This window comes from Lentzea terrae (genome assembly GCF_003265345.1).
Lineage (GTDB): Bacteria > Actinomycetota > Actinomycetes > Mycobacteriales > Pseudonocardiaceae > Lentzea > Lentzea terrae.
This window is the reverse complement of record NZ_QFWW01000001.1, coordinates 476,173-496,449: the sequence shown is the minus strand read 5'-3', so window position 1 is coordinate 496,449 and position 20,277 is coordinate 476,173. Positions and strand designations below refer to the sequence as shown.

Sequence of the window (20,277 nt, the reverse complement as noted above, 5' to 3'; positions counted from 1 at the left end):
GCACGCTGGCGATTGGGGCTTGACTTTGGGATCGAGGTGCTACCGTTTCGCGGATCGGACGGCTGCGAAGCATCCGTCCTTTTCCGCTCGACGCAGCGCCTCGAAAGGGCCCCGAAGTCAAGCCCCAATCGCGATCGTCGCGCAGCGGCGATGACGCAACCAAAGCCCGTCCGGTAAGCCCGCGCGCCCACCAACGCAAGGCGACCCAACCGCATTGGTGACCAGCTCCGCTGGAACCGACGCCAGCCACAGCAAGCCACCCCGCGCGGTGCCAACCGAACCCGCCACTGCAGGCCGACCTCGCCCGCAGCCGGCGCGCACACCACCGCAAGCCGGCTAGCGCACAACCGACCGCGAACCCGTCAGCGCAACGCGGCCCGTCAGCGCAACGCGGCCCGTCAGCGCAACGCGGCCCGTCAGCGCAACGCGGCCCGTCAGCGCAACGCGGCCCGTCAGCGCAACGCGGCCCATCAACGCAACGCGGCCCGCCAGCGCAACACGGCCCGCCAGCGCAACACGGTCCATCAGTGCAAGGCGCCCCCATCAACGCCCCCAGGCACGCCCACCGAACGCACCACCCACCCAACCCCAACCCGCCCCACAACCAGCTCGATACCTTCAGTGCCCCCTGAAGTTAATCAATGTCAGCGGCGATTGTCGGTGCGATGTGAAAGCCTGAAGGGGTGTCACGTGCTTCGCGGTCCCCGGCCGAGGCCTACGCCGACTCCCGGCGCAACGCCCAGCGGCCCAAGCTGACCGACTTCGGCTCCGTCATCTCGTTCGAGCTGGACCCGTTCCAGCGCCAGGCCTGCGAGGCCCTGGAGGACGGTCACGGGGTGCTCGTCTGTGCGCCCACCGGTGCCGGCAAGACGGTGGTGGGCGAGTTCGCCGTGCACCTGGCTCTCAGCGAGGGCCGCAAGTGCTTCTACACGACGCCGATCAAAGCTCTGTCAAACCAGAAGTTCGCCGATCTCACGGCCCGCTACGGCGCGGAGAGCATCGGTCTGCTGACGGGCGACACGAGCGTCAACGGTGGCGCGCCCGTGGTTGTCATGACCACCGAGGTGCTGCGGAACATGCTGTACTCCGGGTCGTCCACTCTGGACGGACTCGCGTACGTCGTCATGGACGAGGTGCACTACCTCGCGGACAGGTTCCGCGGTCCGGTGTGGGAAGAGGTCATCCTGCACCTGCCGGAGCACGTGCAGGTGGTCGGTCTGTCCGCGACGGTCAGCAACGCCGAGGAGTTCGGCGAGTGGCTGGTCGAGGTGCGGGGCGACACGACGGTGGTGGTCGACGAGCACCGGCCCGTGCCGTTGTGGCAGCACATGCTGGTGGGCAACCAGATGCTGGACCTGTTCGAGGGCGACGAGACGCACGCTCGGATCAACGCGCAGGTGTTGCGCAAGACCGAGGAGCTCGCGCGGTACCACGTGCCGTTCAACCGGAACCGCAACCGCGGCAACAGCGGCCGGCCCACGCGCAACAGCGGGTTCAAGCCGCCTAGCCGGATCGACATGATTCAGCGGCTCGACAACGCGAGCTTGCTGCCGGCGATCGTGTTCGTGTTCTCCAGGGCCGGCTGTGACGCGGCGGTCGCGCAGACCGCGCGGGCCGGGCTCCGGCTGAACACGCCGGAGGAGACCGACCAGGTTCGCCGGATCATCGATGAGAAGACGCGCGACCTGCCAGAGGCCGACCTCACCGTGCTCGGCTTCTGGGAGTGGCGGGAGGCGTTGGAGCGGGGCATCGCGTCGCACCACGCCGGGTTGCTGCCCGCGTTCAAGGAGACGGTCGAGGAGCTGTTCGTGCGCGGGCTGGTCAAGGTCGTGTTCGCGACCGAGACGCTCGCACTGGGCATCAACATGCCCGCGCGGACGGTCGTGCTCGAGAAGCTCGTCAAGTACAACGGCGAGGCGCACGTCGACCTCACGCCGGGTGAGTACACGCAGCTCACCGGTCGTGCGGGCAGGAGGGGCATCGACGTCGAGGGGCACGCGGTCGTCGTCTGGCAGCCCGGGATCGACCCCAAGGCGGTCGGTGGGCTCGCGTCCACGCGCACGTACCCGCTGCGGTCGAGCTTCCGGCCCGGCTACAACATGGCCGTCAACCTCGTGCACCAGCTGGGCGCGAGTGCCGCGCGCGAGATCCTGGAGCAGTCGTTCGCGCAGTTCCAGGCGGACCGCTCGGTGGTCGGGCTGGCGCGGCGGATCGAGCGCAACAAGGACGCGCTCGCGGGCTACGCCGAGTCGATGACGTGCCACCTGGGCGACTTCGCGGAGTACGCCGGCCTGCGCAGGCGGGTCGCGGACCGGGAGAAGCAGCTCGCCAAGCAGAACACCAACGCGCGGCGCATCGAGACGGCCAAGTCGCTCGAGACGCTGCGCAAGGGTGACGTGATCGCGGTGCCGTCCGGGCGGCGCAGCGGGCTCGCGGTCGTCATCGACCCCGGCATCGAGCCGCTGGGCGAGGCGCGGCCGCTGGTCGTCACCGAGGACCGCTGGTCGGGCCGGCTGACGTCGGCGGACTTCCCGGCGCCGGTCGAGGTGCTCGGCCACATCCGGCTGCCGCGGCAGGTGGACGTGCGGTCGCCCAAGTCGCGGCGCGACCTGGCGGCGACCATCCGCAACACCGGCATCGCCGTGCCGTCGCGCGGCCGCAAGAGGACCACGGCGGACGACGACCCCGAGCTCGCGACGCTGCGTCGTGCCCTGCGCGTGCACCCGTGTCACGGCTGTGACCAGCGCGAAGACCACGCGCGGTGGGGTGAGCGGTACCACCGGCTGCTGGCCGAGACCGAGCAGCTGGAGCGCAAGGTCGCCGCGACCACGCACTCGCTGGCCCGCCAGTTCGACCGCATCCGGGCGTTGCTGCGCGAGCGCGGCTACCTCAGCGAGTCCGACGAGGTGACCCAGGCCGGCAAGCGGCTGACCAGGCTCTACAGTGAGTCGGACCTGCTCGCCGCCGAGTGCCTGCGCCACGGCGTGTGGAAGGGCCTCAAGCCGGAGGAGCTCGCGGCCGTCGTGTCGTCGCTGGTCTACGAGGCGCGCCGGGACGGTCCGGTCGAGGCGCGGCTGCCGCAGGGCGCGGTGTCGGACGCGATGCTCAAGACCGTGCGGCTGTGGGCGGAGATCGAGGACGACGAGCGCCGCCACAAGCTGGAGCGCATCACGCGCCAGCCCGACCCCGGTTTCGCGTGGCCGGTGTACCGCTGGGCGCGCGGCGAGTCGCTGGAGAAGGTGCTCAGCGCGGCCGAGGCCGGTGGCAACGAGCTCGGGGCCGGCGACTTCGTGCGCTGGTGCCGCCAGGTCATCGACCTGCTGGACCAGATCCGCGACGTGGTCGGCCGGGAGGACCCGGTCGGAGCGGCCGCGGCGAAGGCCGTCGACGCGTTGCGGCACGGCGTTGTCGCAATGATGTGACATGTGCCTGACAAAGGTTTTGCGAGTCGGAGTAAAGACTGACGTCAACGGTGTGATTGGATTTCGCCGCAACGTCGTACACACGGAGGTCGACAGATGAGCAGCCCGTACGGACCGTCCGGAGGGAACGATCCGCAGCAGCCCTGGGGCCAGCCGCAGCAGCCGCAGCAGCCCTACGGTGGCGGTTTCCCTCCCGGGACGCCGTCCGGCGGCTTCCCGGCTCAGAACCCGTACGGCCAGCCGCAGCCCCAGCCGGGCCAGCAGCAGCCGTACCCCGGTTTCGATCCGTCGCAGCAGCAGACCCAGCAGTACGGCGTGCCGCAGCAGCCGCAGTCGAACCCGTACGGCACGCCCGTGCAGGGCGACCCGTACGGCCAGCAGACGCAGCAGTACCCCGGCCAGCAGCCCAACCCGTACGGGCAGCAGCCGGGCTACGGCCCGCCGGTCCCGCCGAAGAAGAAGTCCAGCGCGGCCATCTGGGTCGCCGCGGTCATCGTCGTGCTGCTCGTCGGCGGCGTGCTGTTCTGGGGCTTCGTGTCGCCGGCCGGGTTCAAGAAGAAGATCTTCGACAACGCCGCCGTGCAGACCGGCATCGTCCAGATCCTGAAGGACGAGTACAAGATCTCCGACGTCGGCAGCGCGACCTGCACCGGTGAGAACGAGGTCAAGCCCAACACCTCGTTCGAGTGCAAGGTCCAGGTCGGCGGCAAGGACAAGAAGGTCAAGATCGTCGTCAAGACCGAGGACGGCGAGTACGAGGTCGGCCAGCCGACTGGCTGATCCCGCGACGCGCGGAAACTGAGGTGCGCCTGCGATCGTGCTGAGACACGATCGCGGGCGTGACCGAGATCCGCCTGCTCAGCGACGAAGCGCAGTTCCGCACCCACACGTCGGTTTTCCGCCGCGCCATGCACATGCGGATTCCGGACGACGAGCAATGGCAGGTCGTCCTCCCCTCGTACGAGCCCGATCGCGTGCTCGCGGCGTTCGACGGCGACGAGATGATCGGGACGACGCAGTCGTACGCCTCCTCTCTCGTGGTGCCCGGTGGGGCCATGGTGCCGCATTCGGCTGTCTCGCGCGTGGGCGTGCGTGCTGACTACACGCGCCGTGGCGTGCTGACCGCACTGATGCGCGAGCAACTCGAGAAGTTGCCTGATCCGGTCGCGACGCTGCGTGCCTCCGAGGGGCGCATCTACGGCCGGTTCGGTTACGGACTGGCCGGGCGGTGGCGCACAGTGGAGATCAACGCCAAGCGGGCCGTGATCCCCGGTGAGATGGCCGGCCGGGTGCGCATGATCGACCAGGACACCGCCGACAAGCTGCTGCCGGAGCTGCACGAGGCCGTCGGGCTGACGCGGCCGGGGCAGATCGGCCGGTGGGCGGGCTGGTGGGCGCGGGCGCGTGACCGGAAGAGCGACGCGGAGAACTCGGTCACCGTCGTCCACAGTGGACCGGACGGCGATGACGGTTTCCTCACCTACAAAGTGGCTGAGGAGAAGGACTTCGAGCACCGGATGTCCATTCAGGACTTGGTGGCGGCGAACGACGACGCCTGGCGCGACCTGTGGATCTACGCGGCGCGGCTCGACCTGATCGACCACATCGAGGTCGACGTGGCGCTCGACGACCCGGTGTCGTGGCTGTTCGAGGACCCGCGCGTCGTCTACACCAAGGACGTGTTCGACGAGATCTGGCTGCGGCTGGTGGACGTGCCGCGCATGCTGCAAGCCCGCACGTACGGCGTGGCCGACCCGGTCGTCATCGAGGTCCAGGACAGGCTGTTGCCCGCGAACAACGGCCGCTACCGGGTCTCGCCGGACGGTGCCGAACGCGTGGACGCGCCGGCCGACCTCACGATTCCGGTCGGCCTGCTCGCCGCCACCTACTTCGGCGACACCACGTTCTCGCAGCTCGCGGCGGCCAAGCGGATCGAGGGGACCCGCCTGGCCGACGCCGACGCGTTGTTCGCGGTGCCGCGGAAACCGATCTGCGGGACGTTCTTCTAGGGACGCCGCTCCATCGCGTTGACCAGGCGCGGCACCGAACTGCCGAGGCCCCAGCGCTGCGTGAGCTCGCGCAGCCGCTCGGGGTCGGCGGGCACGCGCGGCACCTCGTCGGACCGGTCGAGCACGACCGGCGCGTCCAGGGCGGTGCGCACGACCGTGGGCGCGGCCGCCAGGTACTCCTCGGCCGCGATGAGCGAGTTGCGGGCCTTGGTGGTGAGCTTGCGGTCCATCGGGTCGCTGACGGCCTTCAAAAGCGCATCCAGCGAGCCGAACTCGGTGATGAGCTTCGCCGCCGTCTTCTCGCCGATGCCCGCGACGCCCGGCAGGCCGTCGGAGGGGTCGCCGCGCAGCACGGCCATGTCGGCGTAGGCGGAACCGGCGTTCTCGACCGGCAGCGAGTACTTCACCGCCAGCTCCTCCGGCCCGAGGATCTCGACCTTGTTCCAGCCGCGGCCCACGTACAGGACGTGCACGGGCGTGGGCTCGAAGCGCACGACCTGGAACATGTCGCGGTCGCCGGTGACCACCTCGACGGGCGAGCGGGTCTCGTGGTGGGCGAGCGCGCCGATCACGTCGTCCGCCTCGTAGCCCGTCGCCTCGCCGGTGCAGATGCCGGCCGCGTCGAGGACGTCGAGGATGATCGGGATCTGCGGCGTGAGGGTGTCCGGGACCTCCTCGGAGCCGTCAGCGGCTTCCTCGGCGACCCGGTGCGCCTTGTAGGACGGCAGCGCCTTCACCCGGAACTCGGGGCGCCAGTCGGCGTCGAGGCACGCGACCAGGCGGCCGGCGCCGCGGTCGGTGATGACGCGGGCGATCGTGTCGACGAACCCGCGCACGGCGTTCACCGGCGTGCCGTCGGGCGCGGTCATCGAGTCCGGCAGCGCGTAGTACGACCGGAAGTAGAGGCTCGCGGAGTCGAGCAGCACCAGGGGAGAGCTCACGAGTGGACAAGCTACTAGTGCGCTGACCGCCAACGCTTGTCGGGCGCATTCCGCGCTCAGGCGGGCGCATCGCGGTGCCGGCCCCGCGCGCACATCGGGCATATGGGGCGCGGGCCGGTGCCGCGAAGTGCCCCACTGAGTGCCGAATGCGCCCGGCAAGCATTGCGGTCGACGCATTAGGCTTTCGAGCATGGCAACGATCACCGGGCCCATCGACGTGTCCGCGCTGCGTGCGCGGCTTGACCGCGCCACCGCGGCCGCCGAGCAGGCGGGCGTCGACGCCCTCCTCATCTCGCCCGGCTCGGACCTGCGGTACCTGATCGGTGCCGGTGGCGACTCCTTCGAGCGCCTCACCTGCCTCGCGCTGCCTGTGGGCGGCACACCGACGCTGGTCGTGCCGAAGCTGGAGCAGCCGGGCTACGCGGCGATCCCCACCGACGAGCTGGGCGTCGAGGTCGTCACGTGGGTCGACGGCGAGGACCCGTACGCGCTGGTCAAGGCCGCGCTCAAGGGCGACAGGACGGCCGTGGCCGACATGATGCCCGCCCTGCACACCATCAAGCTCGGCAACGCGATCGGCGGCGCGCAGTCCCTCGCCGGGCCGATCATCCGCGAGCTGCGCATGCGCAAGGACACGAGCGAGATCGCCGCGCTGCGCAAGGCCGGCCAGGCGATCGACCGGGTGCACGCCCGCATGGGCGAGTTCCTGCGCGTCGGCCGCACGGAGAAGGACGTGGCGAAGGACATCGCGCAGGCGATCGTCGAGGAAGGCCACACCGTCGCCGAGTTCGTGATCGTCGGCTCCGGGCCGAACGGCGCCTCGCCGCACCACCGCGACTCCGACCGCGTGATCGAGGCGGGCGACGTCGTCGTCATCGACATCGGCGGCCCGGTCGCCGAGGGCTACAACTCCGACTCGACCCGCAACTACGTGATGGGCGAGCCGAAGCACGACGACGTCTGGGACACCTACGCCGTCCTGCAGGCCGCGCAGAAGGCCGCCGTCGAGGCGGTGAAGCCGGGCAGGACGTGCGAGGAGATCGACAACGTCGCCCGCACGATCATCGCGGACGCCGGCTTCGGCGAGTTCTTCGTGCACCGCACCGGCCACGGCATCGGCCTCGACGTGCACGAGGAGCCCTACATCGTCAGTGGCAACGCGTTGCCACTCGAAGCAGGCATGGCGTTCAGCGTCGAGCCCGGCATCTACCTGCCCGGCCGCTGGGGCGCGCGCATCGAGGACATCGTCGTGGCCACCGAGACCGGCGTCGAGTCCTTCAACAACCGACCTCACGAGCTGGTGGTGCTTTGACCCTCGAGCAGATCGACCGAGCGATCCTGAAGGAACTCGCCTCGGACGGCCGGTGCAGCTTCACCGACCTGGCCGAGCGGGTCGGCCTGTCCGTGTCAGCGGTCCACCAGCGGGTGAAGCGGCTGGAGCAGCGCGGCATCGTGAAGGGGTACGCCGCGCGGCTGGACGGTGCCGAGATCGGGCTGCCGATGTCGGCGTTCATCTCGCTGTTCCCGATCAACCCCGCCGAGCCGGACGACTACCCGAAACGCCTCGAGCACCTGTCGGAGATCGAGGCGTGCTACTCGGTGGCGGGCGACGCCTCCTACGTCCTGCGGGTGCGGGTGGCGTCGCCGACGGCGTTGGAGGAGCTGCTGCAGAAGATCCGGGAGTCGGCCAACGTCTCCACGCGGACGACGGTCGTGCTGTCGACGCCGTACGAGGACCGGCCGCCGTCGGTCTGAGTCTCAGCGACGGCGGTCCACGGCGATCCAGTTGGTCTCCCAGGACGTGCCGCCGTCCGCTGAGAACGCCTGCTCGAACGTCGCCCGGTCGGCGCCCTGCCTGCGGATGAGGAAGCGCACCTTGATCGGGCGGCCGTCGAGCTGGTCGTCGCCGTAGAACTCGCCGGCGCCGTCGCGGAACCCGCCGTACACCGACGGGGTGAGCAACCCGTTGCGGATGTTGGCGAAGGTCAGGCTCCAGCGCTGCGCCTGCGGTTCGTAGAGGCGGAAGTTGAGCCCCTCGATCCGCCCGGTCGTCCCGGCGACCTTCAGCTCGACGACGTTCGCCCGCCGGTCCAGCAGCGGGCGCACGACGGACGTGCCCTGGAACCGGAGCCACTGGTCTTCGGTCTCCGACAACGGTTCGGCGAGCACCTGGACGTCGGTGTGCCAGGTGCCGAGCTCCCAGTCGAAGTCGCGCTGGCCGTCCGCGGACCCGGCCAGCGCCGGCACCGAGGCGGTCAGCGTGAGCACCGACGCGAACGCCAGCAGAATGCGTATGTTCATGATTCGACTCTCGGACGGGAGCACGACCATGAACAAGAAGGCACCTGCAGGTAACCTGGCGCGCCCCAACCCGTTGCCCGGCTGCCCGATGGCGGCGGCGTTCGCGGCGATCGGCGGGAAGTGGAAGCTGACGCTGGTGTACTGGCTGGCGCACGGCGAGTCGCACTTCGCCGGACTGCGCCGCCGGGCCGCGCCGATCACGCCCAAGGTGCTGGCCGAGCAGCTGCGCGAGCTGGAGGCTGACGGGCTCGTCGAGCGCGTGGAGACCGGACCGGTGCCGGCGCCCGTGATCTACCGGCTCACGCCTTACGGCACCACGGTTCTGCCCGTGGTGGAGAGCGTCCGGGTGTGGGGCGAAGCCCACCGGCAGCGCAGTGAGTTCGACGAGACGATGAGCTGTGCTCAGCCGGTCAGCCCTGAACTTGCCCGTCGGCCAGCACCAGTACTCGATCGGCAACCGCGTGCACAGCGTCGTGGTGCGTAGCGATCAGCACCGCCGCACCCTCATCGGCAACCCGTCGCAGCACGCCCACCGCGGCCACCGCCGACTCCGCGTCCAGGTGCGCGGTCGGTTCGTCGGCCAGCAACGCGGCCGGCTGAGCCACCACGGCCCTGGCGAGCGCAGCCCGTTGCTGCTGACCGAACGAAACCTGCGCGGGATACCGAGCCCCCAACTCGCCGATCCCCAGCTCTGCCAACAACTTCGAGACCCCGGACACCGCGCGCCCGGCCAGCCGCAACGGCAGCGCGACGTTCTCTTGCAGCGTCAGCTCGGTCGCCAGCCCCAACGACTGCGGCAACACCGCGCACTCGGACCACGAGGCCATCCCTGGCGACACCGAGCCGCGGTCCGGGAAGTCGAAGCCGCACAACAAGGACAGCAACGCGGTCTTGCCCGAGCCGGACGGTCCGCTCAGCGTCACCAGCTCCCCGGCGGACACCGCCAGGTCCACCCCGCGCAGCACGGCCACCCCGCCGAACGCCCGATGCACCCCAGCGGCCCGGATCACCTCGCCACCAGCGGAATGCACAGGTCCGCCAACGAGACCAGCCGCGGATCATGCGACGCCACCACCGCCGGCACCGGCAACGAGACCAGCGTCTCCAGCACGAGGTCAGCGGACCGGACGTCCAGCTGCGAGGTCGGTTCGTCCGCCACGACAACAGAAGCACCACGCGCCAACGCACATCCGAACGCCAACCGCTGCTGCTGCCCGCCGGACAAGGCTCCGATCCGCCAGGTGGCAGAGCCACCCAGTCCCAGCCGGTCGAGCAGCGCAAGATCCGTGGCCCCAGCCGCGCGCAGGTTCTCACCCACGGTCAGGTGCGAGATCAGGTTGTCCGCCGGGTTCTGGAAGACGACCGCGATCTCCTTGCGTCGCAACGACCGCAGCTCGGCCCATGACAACGCGGACGTCGGCCGGTCGTGCACGAACACCTCGCCGACGGACGGCCGTTCGACCAGGGACAGCACTCGCAGCAGCGTCGACTTGCCCGAGCCGGAAGGGCCGGACAGCACGGTGAGGCCGGGTGCGATCGTCAGCGACACGCCCTCGACGGCGCGCACCGAACCGTAGGACACCCCGACGCCACAAGTGCGGATCACCTGAGCAGCTCTCCCATCCGTGCGGTGCGCACGCCGCGCAACGCAAGCCAAGCCGCCACGACGACGACCACGAGCCCGCACAGCACCATCGAGCCCAGCAACGAGGTCAGGTCCGGCAGCACCGGCGCCGGGTTGAGCCACGGCGCGGGATCCAGCCGCGGCACCGCGAACCCGGTGCTCACGAACGACGTCACCGCACCGATCGCCACTGCCAGCAACGCCAGTGCGCCCACCTCGAGCAGATGGCTGGACCACAGCACCGACGGCCGCATGCCCATGCGGGTCGACAACGCACCGGAGACGGCGTTCTGGCGGCGGCGCACCTCGATGGCCAACAACAACGCCACCGCGGCCACCACGGCCAGCACGAAGCCGATCGCGGCCACGAAGCCGAACGTCCACTCCACGGTCAGGAACGGCAGTCCGTCCAGCACCCGAGCTCGATCAGCGACGTTCGTGTAGTGGATCCCCGCCGCCTGCAACGACGAAGTGAGCTTCGACAACGGCAACGACGACCACAGGTGCCACGAACCCACCTGTTCGACGGCAGGCACCGAGTCCTTCGCGACCACATAGCCGCGCGTGCCCAGCTTGGGGAACGTCGGCAGCGATGCCACCGGTTTCACCAGCGGCAGACCGGGAATCTGGATCTCCTGGTTCGCCGACCGCCCGATGCGCACCGCCGGAGCGACCTCACCGGTCCGGCGCAGCGAGGACAGCAGCGAGCGCACCGCGGCCGGGTCGTCCACGACCGCCGCGTCGGTGAACGTGACGGGGTCCACCACCAACGCACCCGTGCTCACACCCACGAGCGTTGTGGTGCCCTGCAACGACGACGGCAGCGCCACGCGTCCGAGAGCGATGTCCTGCGGCACCTGCACCGTGCTGTTGGCGCCCACGAACACGCCGGACTTCGAGTCCAACGCCGACCGCTGAGCACCGGCCACCGCGCTGCCTACCGCGATGGTCCCCACCGCGAGCACGCCCACCAACAACACGCCGGTCACGGGCCCCACGGCCGCGCCCAGCCGACGCAGAGCCAGCTGTGCGGCCGGAACCTGCCACCACTGCACGCGATGCGACCACCCCAGCGACCACCGCAACAGCCTCGTGGCCAGCAACGCCGCCGTGAGTACCACCAGCAACGGGAACGTCAACGCGGCCACGTCGATCCGCGGCAGTTCGCCGGTCTTCAACGCCGGGCCCAAGCCGTTGCGGGACAACCGAACCCAGGCCAGCACCGCGAGTCCGGCGACGGCCAGCTCCCACGGCACCACGGCCAGCCGCCACGACCGCGCCCGCCGCTGGAACGTCCGATGTGTCCGCCAGGACGCCACCAGCACGGTCACCGCCAACGACGCGACCACGACGGCCAGCACGAAGCCCAGCGCCACCCAGAGCGTCCCGGGGGCAAGCGTTGCCCCAGGTGCGTAGAGCGGCAGCAGCAGTCGAGCAGCCAACAGTCCGAGCAAGCCGCCCACGACCAACGGCAACCCGAGCTCCAGCACACCCCGGAATCCCAACGCGAGCGGACCCGCTCCGCGCACCCACAGCAGCCGCAACTCGGAGTGCCTGCGCTGAGCCCATTGCACGGTCACCGTGCCGACGCCCGCGAGTCCCACCAACACGCTGATGAGAACCAACGGCAGCAACGCGGACGACACGTTCCGCTCTGAGGTGCGCGCCGCCGTGATCGCCGAGGACAGGAGGTCCGTCCGGGTCAGCGGTAGGTTCAACGATGCCAGGAGTGCGTTGCCTTTGTCCCGCAAGGCTTCCGCTTCGGCGAGCGTCTCCACCGGCTCGGTCGGGAAACGCAGCGACACCGAGGCTGCGGACGCGAACTCCGGTGGCAGCTCGGCGAGATCTGCTGTTTGAGGAACCCAGATCACCGAGGTGCTCGCACCGTCACCGCCCAACGGGTTCGGCACGACGGTCTTCGCCTCGGAACACCACCACCCGGACACGGGATGCGCCAGGTCGGCGTAGATCGCACTGACCACCAGCGACGACCCGGTCAGCCGATCACCGACGCGCACCTTCGCGGCTGTGGCGATCGTCTGCGGCACCCACAACCCGGTGCCGCCGCCTTCGACGACCTTCAGGTGCGCCAACGCTTCCGGGCGATACCCGAACCGGCCCCAGCTCGCGAGCCCGTTGAAGTCAGGGCGCCCGATCCGGGTGTAGACCGCGCTCATGGGGCTCTGCGACGACATCGCGACGGCGGAGGTGAGCGGCAGACGCTCCCCGTCCAGCGACGGATGCACGGACTGCGGGCACATTCGGTCCTGCTGGTACGCGAGCGCCGCGCTGCCGGCGGAGGACGAGTGCAGCACGGCCGCGGCCACCACGAAGCCCAGCAGCAACGTCGTGGCGATGCTCACCAGCAACGTGAGCGGACTCGACAGCGCTGCCCTGGGCGCGGCTCTCCACGGCAACTGCACCAGCGCACGCTAGCTGGCGTTTCCCGGTTTGGGGAGTCTTTACGAGGTAACAGATCGCATGACGCCGAACCGGGCTCCGAATGGATCAACGAGCACGGCGATCCGGCCCACGCCGTCCAGGTCATAGGGCTCGACGAGCACCTCGGACGCACCTGCGGCGTGATCGGGATCGGCGACCTCGAAGTACGGCAACCAGTAGGCGTCCTGGTCCGGGACGACAGCACCGAACAGGCGGCCTTCTCCCGTGCCGGCCGGTCGGACGAACTCGCCCGGCGCGCCAGGAAACGTGACGGCGTCCCACGAGAACACCGCGCGGTAGAAGGAGGCGTCATCGGGGGAGTGGAGTTCGATCCACGTCAGCGCACCCTCGGACGACACGGCGTCCACCCCGAGCAGATCACCTGCCTGCCACACGGCGAACTCCGCGCCTTGCGGATCCGTCAGTTGCGCCATCCGCCCGCTCGTGAAGACGTCGAACGGTTCCAGGCGGACCTCCCCGCCTGCTTGGGCTGTTGCGCGGGCCGTGGCGTCTGCGTCCGGTGCGGCGAAGTAGATCGTCCACGCCGAGCGTGCGGCGGGTTCGGACAGCGGCCCGACCGCCGCGACCGTTCGCTCCTCGTGCCGGAAGAACCCGTAGCCACCGGCTTCCGGTCCCAGCGGCACGTGCGTCCAGCCGAGCACGCGGCCGTAGAACTCCGCGCTGGCAACGACATCCGGGCTGCCCAGATCGATCCAGTTCGGGGCTCCCGGCACGAAGTCGGTGGTGAGCAAGAGGAATCCCCTTCCCGAAGTGTGTTCGCAAGCTATCGGTCCGACCGCTCATCCGCTCGCCGCAGTTGACCGGTCGCCGGGCGCAGGTGAGGTTCCCTCAACAGGAAACAACCTTTACCTTTTGGTGTCATGTCCACCGGTCGCGACGAAGCCCTGATCAGCTCGCTGTGGGAGACGCACGGCGCGGCCTTGCTGGCCTATGCGATACGGGTGCATGGAGCCAAAGCCGAGGATGTCGTGCACGACGTGCTCGTGCGCGCGTGGCGCAAGGCGGACGACCTGCCGGCCGGCAAGATGGCGGTGCGGGCGTGGTTGCTCGGCATGGCGGGCAGGCCGAAACGAGGGGGCGTTCCCGTTTCGCTCCCGCGGCGCGCGGCACAGTTCGCCTAGTCCCAGCGCCAGCGGATGCCGACCCAGTTCACCGACACGTTCGTCTCGAAGTGGTGCACCGAGTTGGTGTGGTCCAGCTCCAGGTCGATGATCCGGTGCGGCTCGTTCTCCTCCCAGTCCTGCAGGTAGACGTGCGGGTCGCTGGGCAGCGCCGCCGGGTCGAAGTGCACCTCGATCAGGCTCTGCGCGAGGAAGCACCGCACGCCCTGCGCGTACTCGAAGCTGTCGAGCTGGGTCGGGTCGTGGATGACGAACTCGAACACCCACGTCTCGCCCGCCTTCAGCTTCCGGTCGAACAGCAGCTCGTCGACCGTCACGTGCTCGGCCTCGTTGCGCGCGGACCGGCCGACGCGGCAGTTGCGCACGGGCTCCTGCACGACGTCCGAGGTCCGCACCGAGTCGTCGCCGAAGTAGTGCGCGTAGAACCTGTCGACGCCGTCCTGGCGTGCGCGGGCGACCATGCTCACGTGGATGCGCGACGCGTGCCGGTCGGCGTCGACGAAGACCCTGTCGTGGCGGGAGACGACCTCCAGGTCGTTGGTGTTGAAGCCGGGCATCATGCCGGGCACGACGTCCGGCCAGCCGTTCGGGCCGGTCTGCTCCAGCAACGTGAGCAGCGAGCGGGACGGCACCTCCAGCAGTTCCTCCAGCACCGACACGGCCCGCAGCGACTTCGGCGAGATCGGGCGCACGCGGCCCTGCTGCCAGTCGCTCAACGTCGACAGCGCCACGGCCACGTCCTGTTGCGCGAGGCGTAGCCGGAGCCGTTCCAGGGTGAGGCCGCGCCGGCGGATCGCCGCGCGCAGCGCCGAGTGGAACGGTCCGATGCGCAGCAGCGCTTCCAGACTTGGCGAAGTCGTCACGGCACTGAGCGTAACGATAAGTGCCGTGACCGCCGACCTTCGCCGCGTCTTCCGGCGCTCAGCAGGGCGCCTCCCGGCACCGTCCCCGCGCCCCTGTACAACCAGTACGAGGGCGCGGGGACGGCACCGGGATGCACCCGTCTGAACGGCGAAAGACGGGGCAAAGGCCGGCGGTCACGGCACTAAAGCGAGAACCCTTCCGGGAACGGATCGGTGGCGTCGAGGAGGTACTGGCCCATCCCGGTGATCCACGCGCGACCGGCCACTGTGGGCACGACGGCCGTTCGGTCGCCGAGCGGAACCTCTTCCAGCAACCGGCCGATGAACCTCGTGCCGATGAACGACTCGTTGACGAAGTCTGCACCGATTCCGAGCTCGCCGCGTGCGTGCAACTGCGCCATGCGCGCGCAAGTGCCAGTGCCGCACGGTGAACGGTCGAACCAGCCGGGGTGGATCGCCATCGCGTTGCGCGAGTGCGCGCCGTCCTGGCCGGGCGCGGTGAACTGGACGTGCTTGCAGCCGCCGATCGCCGAGTCGACCGGGTGCACCGGGCGGTTCACCGCGTTGATCTGGTCCATGATGGACAGTCCGGCGGCGAGGATCCGGTCCTTCTCGGTTCGGTCGAACGGGATGCCGAGCTGGTCGAGCGGCAGGATGGCGTAGAAGTTGCCGCCGTACGCCATGTCGTAGCGGACCTCGCCGAGTCCCGGCACGTCGACGACCGCGTCCAGTTCGTGGGCGTACGCCGGGACGTTGCGGATCGTCACGAGCTTCGTGCGCGTGTCGTAGTCGGCGAGCACCAGCCCGGCCGGGGTGTCGAGCCGGACGGTCGTGACGGGCTCGGTCACCTCGACCATGCCGGTCTCGACCAGGACCGTGGCCACGCCGATGGTGCCGTGGCCGCACATCGGCAGACAGCCGGACACCTCGATGTAGAGCACGCCCCAGTCCGCGTCCGGGCGCGTTGGCGGCTGCAGGATCGCACCGCTCATCGCCGCGTGGCCGCGCGGTTCGTTGACCAGCAGCCGCCGGATGTGGTCGTGGTTCTTGATGAAGTCGAGGCGCTTGTCGGCCATGGTCTCGCCGGGGATCACGCCGACGCCGCCGGTGATCACCCGCGTCGGCATGCCCTCGGTGTGCGAGTCGACCGCGCTGAAGTACTTGGCGAACCTCATGAGGTGGCCAGCTTCATGTCGGCGTCGACCTGGGCGCGCTGTTCCGGGCTCAGCGGTCCGCGCGGAGGCCTGCACGGACCGCCGTAGCGGCCGACGAAGTCCATCGAGTGCTTGATCGCCTGGACGAACTCGGTGCGCGAGTCCCAGCGGAACGCGGGCACGAGGCGTTCGTACATCGTGCGGGCCTCGTCGAGCTTGCCCTGCAGCGCCAGCTCGAACAGTTCGGTGCACTCGGCCGGGAACACGTTGGGGTAGCCCGCGAACCAGCCGGTGGCACCCATCAGGAGGCTCTCCAGCACCACGTCGTCGGCGCCGGCCACGACGGTGAGGTGCGGGGCGGCGGCCTTGATCTCCAGGACCCTGCGGACGTCGCCGGAGAACTCCTTCACCGCCACGACGTGCTCGATCTGGCCCAGCTCCGCGATCAGCTCCGGGGTCAGGTCGACCTTGGTGTCGATCGGGTTGTTGTAGACCATGATCGGCAGCCCGGCCTTGGCGACCTCGCGGAAGTGGTGCACGACCTCGGTCCGGTTGGCCCGGTACATCGTCGGGGGCAGGCACAGCACGCCGTCCGCGCCGTCCTCGGCCGCGAGTTCGGCCCAGTGGCGGGCCTGGTGTGCGCCGACGCCGTGCACGCCGATGACGGCGATACCGCGCCCCTTCACGGCGGCGATCGCGGTCTGGGCGACCTCGCGGCGTTCCGCGTCGGTGAGCGACGAGTACTCGCCGAGCGAACCGTTGGGGCCCACGCCGCGGCAGCCGTTCTCGACGACCCACTGGCAGTGCTCGGCGAGCTTGTCCAGGTCGGGGCGGAGGCCGGCGGGTGCCTTGGGGTCCTCGGCGTACGGGAGTGCGGTGGCGACGATGACGCCGTCGAGGCGTTCGGTCATGAGTCTTCCTCCGGGAGTCGGGCGAGTTCGCCGAGGGGGATCGGGACCGCGATGACGCGGCGCTGGCCGTCGAACGGGACACCGGTGAGCTCGGCGGCGTTGCGGGCGCAGATGCGGCCCTGGCAGCGGCCCAGCGCGACCCGGCTGGTGAGCTTGAGCTCGCGCATGGTGGTGGCCTCGGTCAGGTCGGCGAGGCTGACTCTCTCGCAGCGGCACACGGTGGTGTCGGGGTTGAGCCACGTTCGCCAGCCCGGTTGGACGGCGTGCACTCTGGCCAGGGCCTGGGCGAACAGGCGGCCCTTGCGGACGGCCGCGAGTGCTTGTGGCGGCGGTTCCTGTTGTGCCGCAGCGGCTCCGGCGATGACGCCTTCGGCTTCGGCCAGGTCCGCGCCGCCGATGCCGGTGACCTCGCCGGCCGCGTAGATGTTCGCGATCGAAGTCTGCTGGCGTTCGTCGACGTCCAGGAAGTCGTTGGTGCGCTTGGCGTTCGGCACGAGGTCGGTGCGGGGGAGGAAGCCGTGGCCGATGCAGACGAGGTCGGCGTGCTCGGTGCGGTGGCTGATCGGGCGCCAGTTGCGGTCGAGCTTGGCGACGGTGACCCGGCTGCCGTGTTTGGCGATGACCGCGGTGCGGGTTTCCAGGTGGGTCAGGACGTTGCGGTACCGGGCGAGTTCGGCGATCTTGTGGCGGTTGGCCAGGACGGCCTTGGGCTCGCGGAGCCACCTGGTGGGGGAGGAGGCCTCGTAGACGCCGACCAGGGTGGCGCCCAGGTCTTTCAGGGCGGTGGCCACCGGGAGGAGGAACGGGCCGGTGCCGGCGACGATGACGCGTTCGGCGAGGGTGACGCCTTGTTTGGCGAGGGCTTGGGCGGCACCTGCGGTGATGACGCCGGGGCCGTCCCAGCCGGGGAAGGGGAGGGGGCGGTCGTAGGCGCCGGTGGCGATGACCAGGGCGTCGAAGTGCACCTGTTGCGGACCGCGCAAGTGGAGTGTCCGGTTTTCGACGAGCCAGGCTTCCGCGTTCTTCAGGTGCGTGACACCGGGGTGGCTGAACCTGGCCCGTCCGCGCAGGAACTGCCCGCCAGCGTCTGGCTCCGCGTCGACCATCACGACCTCGGCGCCCGCGTCGGCGGCCGTCCGCGCGGCAGCCATCCCGGCCGGTCCCGCCCCCACCACTACAACCCTCATGGTTTCGTCCTGATTACGTCGCCGTCCCGCAGCTGGTGGCGGCACGCGCGGACCTCGGGCACGCCGTTGATCTCCGCGACGCACCCGAAGCACACCCCGATGCCGCAGAAGTACCGCCCCGGCAACAGTTCCGCGACGTGCGCGACCTCGTGCGGCAGCCCGTTGAAGGTCACCTTCACACCATCACCCCCTGGCGGTCGACGCGGAACGGATGCGGATCGACGAGCGGGGTGCCGCCGGTGAGCAGGTCGGCGAGCAACCGCCCGGTGGCCGGGGCCAGGCCGACGCCCGCGCCCTCGTGGCCGGTGGCGTGCCAGAGGCCTGGCACGCGCGGGTCGGGACCGATGATCGGCAGGTGATCCGGCGCGTACGGGCGGAAGCCGCCGTACGCGCGCATGACCGGGACGCCCGCCAGCATCGGGAAGAGCGCGATTGCCTTGAGTGCCAACGCTTTCAGCACCTTGCTCTCGATCGCGTCGTCGAAGCCCTTGCGCTGCCGGCTGGAGCCGATCAGCACGGTGCCCGCCTGGGTCGACTCGACGACCCCGGAGGTCTGCAGGTCGGCGTCGCCGCTCGCGACCGCGCCGACGTAGTCCGCGTCGTAGACCTTGTGCCGGATCGTGCCGGGGATCGGGGTCGTGACCAGCACGACGCCGCGCCGGGGGAGCACGTTGACGCCGAAGTTGCGCGCCCACGGGCCGGTGGCGTTGACGACGGCGCCACAGCTGATCACACCGTCGGACGTGGTGACCGAACGGCCGTCCGTTGTGGACACCTCGGCGGCGATGAACCTGATGCCGCGCAGCAGGGCGACAGTCGCCTTGACCGGGTTGAGCTGCGCGTCCTGGAGGTAGTGGACCGCCGCGGTGATCTCCGGGTTGAGGTGCGGCTCGTGGGCCAGCGCCTCCTCGGCGGTGATCTCGCACGCGTCGATGCCGGCCGCACGTTGCTTGGCTGCGAAGGCCCGCAACGGCGCGGAGGCGTCCGGAGTGGTCGCGACGACCAGGCCGCCCTTCTCCTCCCACTCGACATCTCTGGCCAACTCGGCGTCGAGAGCCAGAGCGGGCCACAGGTCCCGGCTGGCACGAGCGAGGTCCAGTTCCGGGCCCGGCTCCTTGTCGCTGACCAGGACGTTGCCCTCACCGGCGGCGCTGGTGCCCGACGCCGGTCCGCTGCGGTCGATGACGACGACGTCGAGCCCGCGCGCGGAGAGAGCCTGGGCGCACGCGGCCCCGATGATGCCCGCGCCCACGACCACGACGTCCGGGTGCATCGCCACCTCCGTTCATTAGAATGAACGTTAGTGCTTCGGATACTCCAGCACCAGTACCGAGCTGACCTCACCTTCGAGTGTCTCGTACAGGTGTGGGGTCGCGCCGGGGAAGCACACGTAGTCGCCCGGCCCCAGCTCGTACGGCCCCTCGGTCGGCCCCACCCGCAGCCGGCCGCTCGTGACCAGCACGTGTTCCTTGCCGGGATGACCTTCGCTGGTCTGGACGGCACCCGGCCGGACGCGCTGGTCGTAGATCTCGAGGACGGTGTCGCCGATGTCCATCCGCCGCATCAGCCGCAGGTCGACGGCGTTGGAACTGAGCACCTCGACGTCGCGAGCGCGCACCAGCACGACGTCCGGCGGCGTCCGCTCGGTCACCAGCTCCGACACCGGCACATCCAAAGCGTTCGACAAACTGAACACTGTCTCGATCGTCGGGTTGCCCGTGCCGCTCTCCAGCTGGGACAGCGTGCCCTTGGCGATGGACGACCGCCGCGCGAGCTCCGACAGTGACAACCCGCGCTGCTCCCGGATCGCCTTGATGTTGGCGCCGAGCACCTGACCCGCACTCATAAGCACTGATCGTTGCATAGGCTTGCGCTCATGACTGCGTACACGGAGGCGGAGGGGCAGACCCTTCGCACGGCCGTTTTCGGTGCCATGGTGCTGGTGTCCACGGCGGACCCCGGCTCGGTCGACGAGGAGAGCTACGCCGGCATCAGGGCCATGTCCCTGCTCCCGGACGACCTGCGCGCCGTCATCGCCGCCGCCCCGCCCCAGCTGCCCAAGGGGTCGGCGTCCGATGTGGAGGCAGGCGTCCTCGCCGCCCTCAAGGACGCCGTCCAGATCATCGACGCGCACGACTCGCGCGAGGTCCCGATCTTCCGCGGCGCGGTGACGGAGATGGTCCGCTCGGTGGCCGGGGCGGACGGCGAGGTGGCCGCGACCGAGAAGGAGATGGTCACCAAGATCGTCGACGCCCTCGCCTGAACGAGCAAAGCGAGAACG

The 20,277-nt window shown here is 70.0% G+C and carries 21 protein-coding genes; 8 read left to right on the top strand and 13 right to left on the bottom strand.

What is annotated here, in order from left to right; all coding sequences use genetic code 11:
- The first annotated feature begins 683 nt into the window (after window positions 1-683).
- From DI276_RS02185 to DI276_RS02175, 3 genes are all read left to right on the top strand, one after another.
- Window positions 684-3,422, top strand: coding sequence for a DEAD/DEAH box helicase (locus DI276_RS02185; RefSeq protein WP_112261532.1), 2,739 nt, complete (start codon window positions 684-686; stop codon window positions 3,420-3,422).
- A gap of 96 nt (window positions 3,423-3,518) precedes the next feature.
- Complete coding sequence (locus DI276_RS02180; protein ID WP_112261531.1) at window positions 3,519-4,202, top strand: DUF4333 domain-containing protein; 684 nt, start codon at window positions 3,519-3,521, stop codon at window positions 4,200-4,202.
- A 59-nt stretch (window positions 4,203-4,261) separates the two neighbouring features.
- A complete protein-coding gene (locus tag DI276_RS02175) occupies window positions 4,262-5,431 on the top strand; it encodes a GNAT family N-acetyltransferase (RefSeq protein ID WP_157984469.1) in 1,170 nt (389 codons plus the stop codon).
- Here DI276_RS02175 and DI276_RS02170 read toward each other — a convergent pair.
- On the bottom strand, window positions 5,428-6,372 hold the full coding sequence (locus DI276_RS02170; RefSeq protein WP_112261529.1) for a 5'-3' exonuclease: 945 nt from the start codon (window positions 6,370-6,372) through the stop codon (window positions 5,428-5,430). The genes DI276_RS02175 and DI276_RS02170 overlap by 4 nt on opposite strands.
- Before the next feature lie 190 nt (window positions 6,373-6,562).
- Between DI276_RS02170 and DI276_RS02165 the strand changes: the two genes are divergently transcribed.
- Both DI276_RS02165 and DI276_RS02160 read left to right on the top strand, forming a co-directional pair.
- A complete protein-coding gene (locus tag DI276_RS02165; RefSeq protein ID WP_112261528.1) occupies window positions 6,563-7,684 on the top strand; it encodes a M24 family metallopeptidase in 1,122 nt (373 codons plus the stop codon).
- A complete protein-coding gene (locus DI276_RS02160; RefSeq protein ID WP_045313945.1) occupies window positions 7,681-8,127 on the top strand; it encodes an Lrp/AsnC family transcriptional regulator in 447 nt (148 codons plus the stop codon). The genes DI276_RS02165 and DI276_RS02160 overlap by 4 nt, the downstream gene beginning before the upstream one ends.
- A 3-nt stretch (window positions 8,128-8,130) precedes the next feature.
- Here the strand turns inward: DI276_RS02160 and DI276_RS02155 are convergent, their stop codons facing one another.
- Window positions 8,131-8,673, bottom strand: coding sequence for a hypothetical protein (locus tag DI276_RS02155; protein ID WP_112261743.1), 543 nt, complete (start codon window positions 8,671-8,673; stop codon window positions 8,131-8,133).
- A gap of 28 nt (window positions 8,674-8,701) precedes the next feature.
- Here DI276_RS02155 and DI276_RS51800 point away from each other — a divergent pair, with 28 nt between their 5' ends.
- On the top strand, window positions 8,702-9,157 hold the full coding sequence (locus tag DI276_RS51800) for a winged helix-turn-helix transcriptional regulator (protein WP_232836389.1): 456 nt from the start codon (window positions 8,702-8,704) through the stop codon (window positions 9,155-9,157).
- On the opposite strand, the gene DI276_RS02145 is transcribed toward DI276_RS51800, so the two are convergent.
- From DI276_RS02145 to DI276_RS02130, 4 genes are read right to left on the bottom strand one after another with little or no spacing between them, the layout of a single operon-like run.
- Complete coding sequence (locus DI276_RS02145) at window positions 9,084-9,680, bottom strand: ATP-binding cassette domain-containing protein (protein WP_112261742.1); 597 nt, start codon at window positions 9,678-9,680, stop codon at window positions 9,084-9,086. The genes DI276_RS51800 and DI276_RS02145 overlap by 74 nt on opposite strands.
- Window positions 9,680-10,279, bottom strand: a complete 600-nt coding sequence (locus DI276_RS02140; RefSeq protein WP_112261527.1) for an ABC transporter ATP-binding protein — start codon at window positions 10,277-10,279, stop codon at window positions 9,680-9,682. The genes DI276_RS02145 and DI276_RS02140 overlap by 1 nt, the downstream gene beginning before the upstream one ends.
- The gene (locus DI276_RS02135; protein WP_157984468.1) at window positions 10,276-12,720 is read right to left on the bottom strand and encodes an ABC transporter permease; all 2,445 of its coding nucleotides are present in this window, start codon (window positions 12,718-12,720) and stop codon (window positions 10,276-10,278) included. The genes DI276_RS02140 and DI276_RS02135 overlap by 4 nt, the downstream gene beginning before the upstream one ends.
- Window positions 12,721-12,759: 39 nt before the next feature.
- Entirely contained in the window at window positions 12,760-13,491 is a 732-nt protein-coding gene (locus DI276_RS02130; RefSeq protein ID WP_112261525.1) for a VOC family protein, read from the bottom strand.
- Between the two features lie 129 nt (window positions 13,492-13,620).
- Here DI276_RS02130 and DI276_RS02125 point away from each other — a divergent pair, with 129 nt between their 5' ends.
- Entirely contained in the window at window positions 13,621-13,881 is a 261-nt protein-coding gene (locus tag DI276_RS02125) for a sigma factor (protein ID WP_112261524.1), read from the top strand.
- On the opposite strand, the gene DI276_RS49685 is transcribed toward DI276_RS02125, so the two are convergent.
- The 7 genes from DI276_RS49685 to DI276_RS02090 form a co-directional block, all read right to left on the bottom strand.
- The gene (locus DI276_RS49685; protein ID WP_157984467.1) at window positions 13,878-14,744 is read right to left on the bottom strand and encodes a hypothetical protein; all 867 of its coding nucleotides are present in this window, start codon (window positions 14,742-14,744) and stop codon (window positions 13,878-13,880) included. The genes DI276_RS02125 and DI276_RS49685 overlap by 4 nt on opposite strands.
- A 182-nt stretch (window positions 14,745-14,926) precedes the next feature.
- Window positions 14,927-15,919: a proline racemase family protein gene (locus tag DI276_RS02115; RefSeq protein ID WP_112261523.1), complete on the bottom strand. Its 993-nt coding sequence runs from the start codon at window positions 15,917-15,919 to the stop codon at window positions 14,927-14,929.
- Window positions 15,916-16,809 (bottom strand): dihydrodipicolinate synthase family protein, encoded by an 894-nt coding sequence (locus tag DI276_RS02110; RefSeq protein ID WP_112261522.1) that lies wholly within the window; start codon window positions 16,807-16,809, stop codon window positions 15,916-15,918. Before DI276_RS02110 ends, DI276_RS02115 begins: the two co-directional genes overlap by 4 nt.
- Window positions 16,806-17,996, bottom strand: a complete 1,191-nt coding sequence (locus tag DI276_RS02105; protein ID WP_112261521.1) for an NAD(P)/FAD-dependent oxidoreductase — start codon at window positions 17,994-17,996, stop codon at window positions 16,806-16,808. Before DI276_RS02105 ends, DI276_RS02110 begins: the two co-directional genes overlap by 4 nt.
- Window positions 17,993-18,175, bottom strand: coding sequence for a 2Fe-2S iron-sulfur cluster-binding protein (locus DI276_RS53225; RefSeq protein WP_112261520.1), 183 nt, complete (start codon window positions 18,173-18,175; stop codon window positions 17,993-17,995). Before DI276_RS53225 ends, DI276_RS02105 begins: the two co-directional genes overlap by 4 nt.
- Complete coding sequence (locus DI276_RS02095) at window positions 18,172-19,269, bottom strand: NAD(P)/FAD-dependent oxidoreductase (RefSeq protein WP_112261741.1); 1,098 nt, start codon at window positions 19,267-19,269, stop codon at window positions 18,172-18,174. Before DI276_RS02095 ends, DI276_RS53225 begins: the two co-directional genes overlap by 4 nt.
- Window positions 19,270-19,296: 27 nt before the next feature.
- A complete protein-coding gene (locus DI276_RS02090) occupies window positions 19,297-19,842 on the bottom strand; it encodes a helix-turn-helix domain-containing protein (protein ID WP_112261519.1) in 546 nt (181 codons plus the stop codon).
- A gap of 30 nt (window positions 19,843-19,872) precedes the next feature.
- On the opposite strand from DI276_RS02090, the gene DI276_RS02085 reads away from it, so the two are divergent.
- Window positions 19,873-20,259: a hypothetical protein gene (locus tag DI276_RS02085; protein WP_112261518.1), complete on the top strand. Its 387-nt coding sequence runs from the start codon at window positions 19,873-19,875 to the stop codon at window positions 20,257-20,259.
- Window positions 20,260-20,277 lie beyond the last annotated feature (18 nt).

Bases quoted from the DNA above. Each gene is read 5' to 3' on its own strand.
- DI276_RS02180 (WP_112261531.1), top strand. From the start codon at position 3,519: ATGAGCAGCCCGTACGGACCGTCCGGAGGGAACGATCCGCAGCAGCCC.
- DI276_RS02095 (WP_112261741.1), bottom strand. From the start codon at position 19,269: ATGCACCCGGACGTCGTGGTCGTGGGCGCGGGCATCATCGGGGCCGCG.
- DI276_RS02155 (WP_112261743.1), bottom strand. From the start codon at position 8,673: ATGAACATACGCATTCTGCTGGCGTTCGCGTCGGTGCTCACGCTGACC.
- DI276_RS02110 (WP_112261522.1), bottom strand. From the start codon at position 16,809: ATGACCGAACGCCTCGACGGCGTCATCGTCGCCACCGCACTCCCGTAC.
- DI276_RS02165 (WP_112261528.1), top strand. From the start codon at position 6,563: ATGGCAACGATCACCGGGCCCATCGACGTGTCCGCGCTGCGTGCGCGG.
- DI276_RS02090 (WP_112261519.1), bottom strand. From the start codon at position 19,842: ATGAGTGCGGGTCAGGTGCTCGGCGCCAACATCAAGGCGATCCGGGAG.
- DI276_RS02105 (WP_112261521.1), bottom strand. From the start codon at position 17,996: ATGAGGGTTGTAGTGGTGGGGGCGGGACCGGCCGGGATGGCTGCCGCG.
- DI276_RS02085 (WP_112261518.1), top strand. From the start codon at position 19,873: ATGACTGCGTACACGGAGGCGGAGGGGCAGACCCTTCGCACGGCCGTT.
- DI276_RS02125 (WP_112261524.1), top strand. From the start codon at position 13,621: ATGTCCACCGGTCGCGACGAAGCCCTGATCAGCTCGCTGTGGGAGACG.
- DI276_RS51800 (WP_232836389.1), top strand. From the start codon at position 8,702: ATGAACAAGAAGGCACCTGCAGGTAACCTGGCGCGCCCCAACCCGTTG.
- DI276_RS02115 (WP_112261523.1), bottom strand. From the start codon at position 15,919: ATGAGGTTCGCCAAGTACTTCAGCGCGGTCGACTCGCACACCGAGGGC.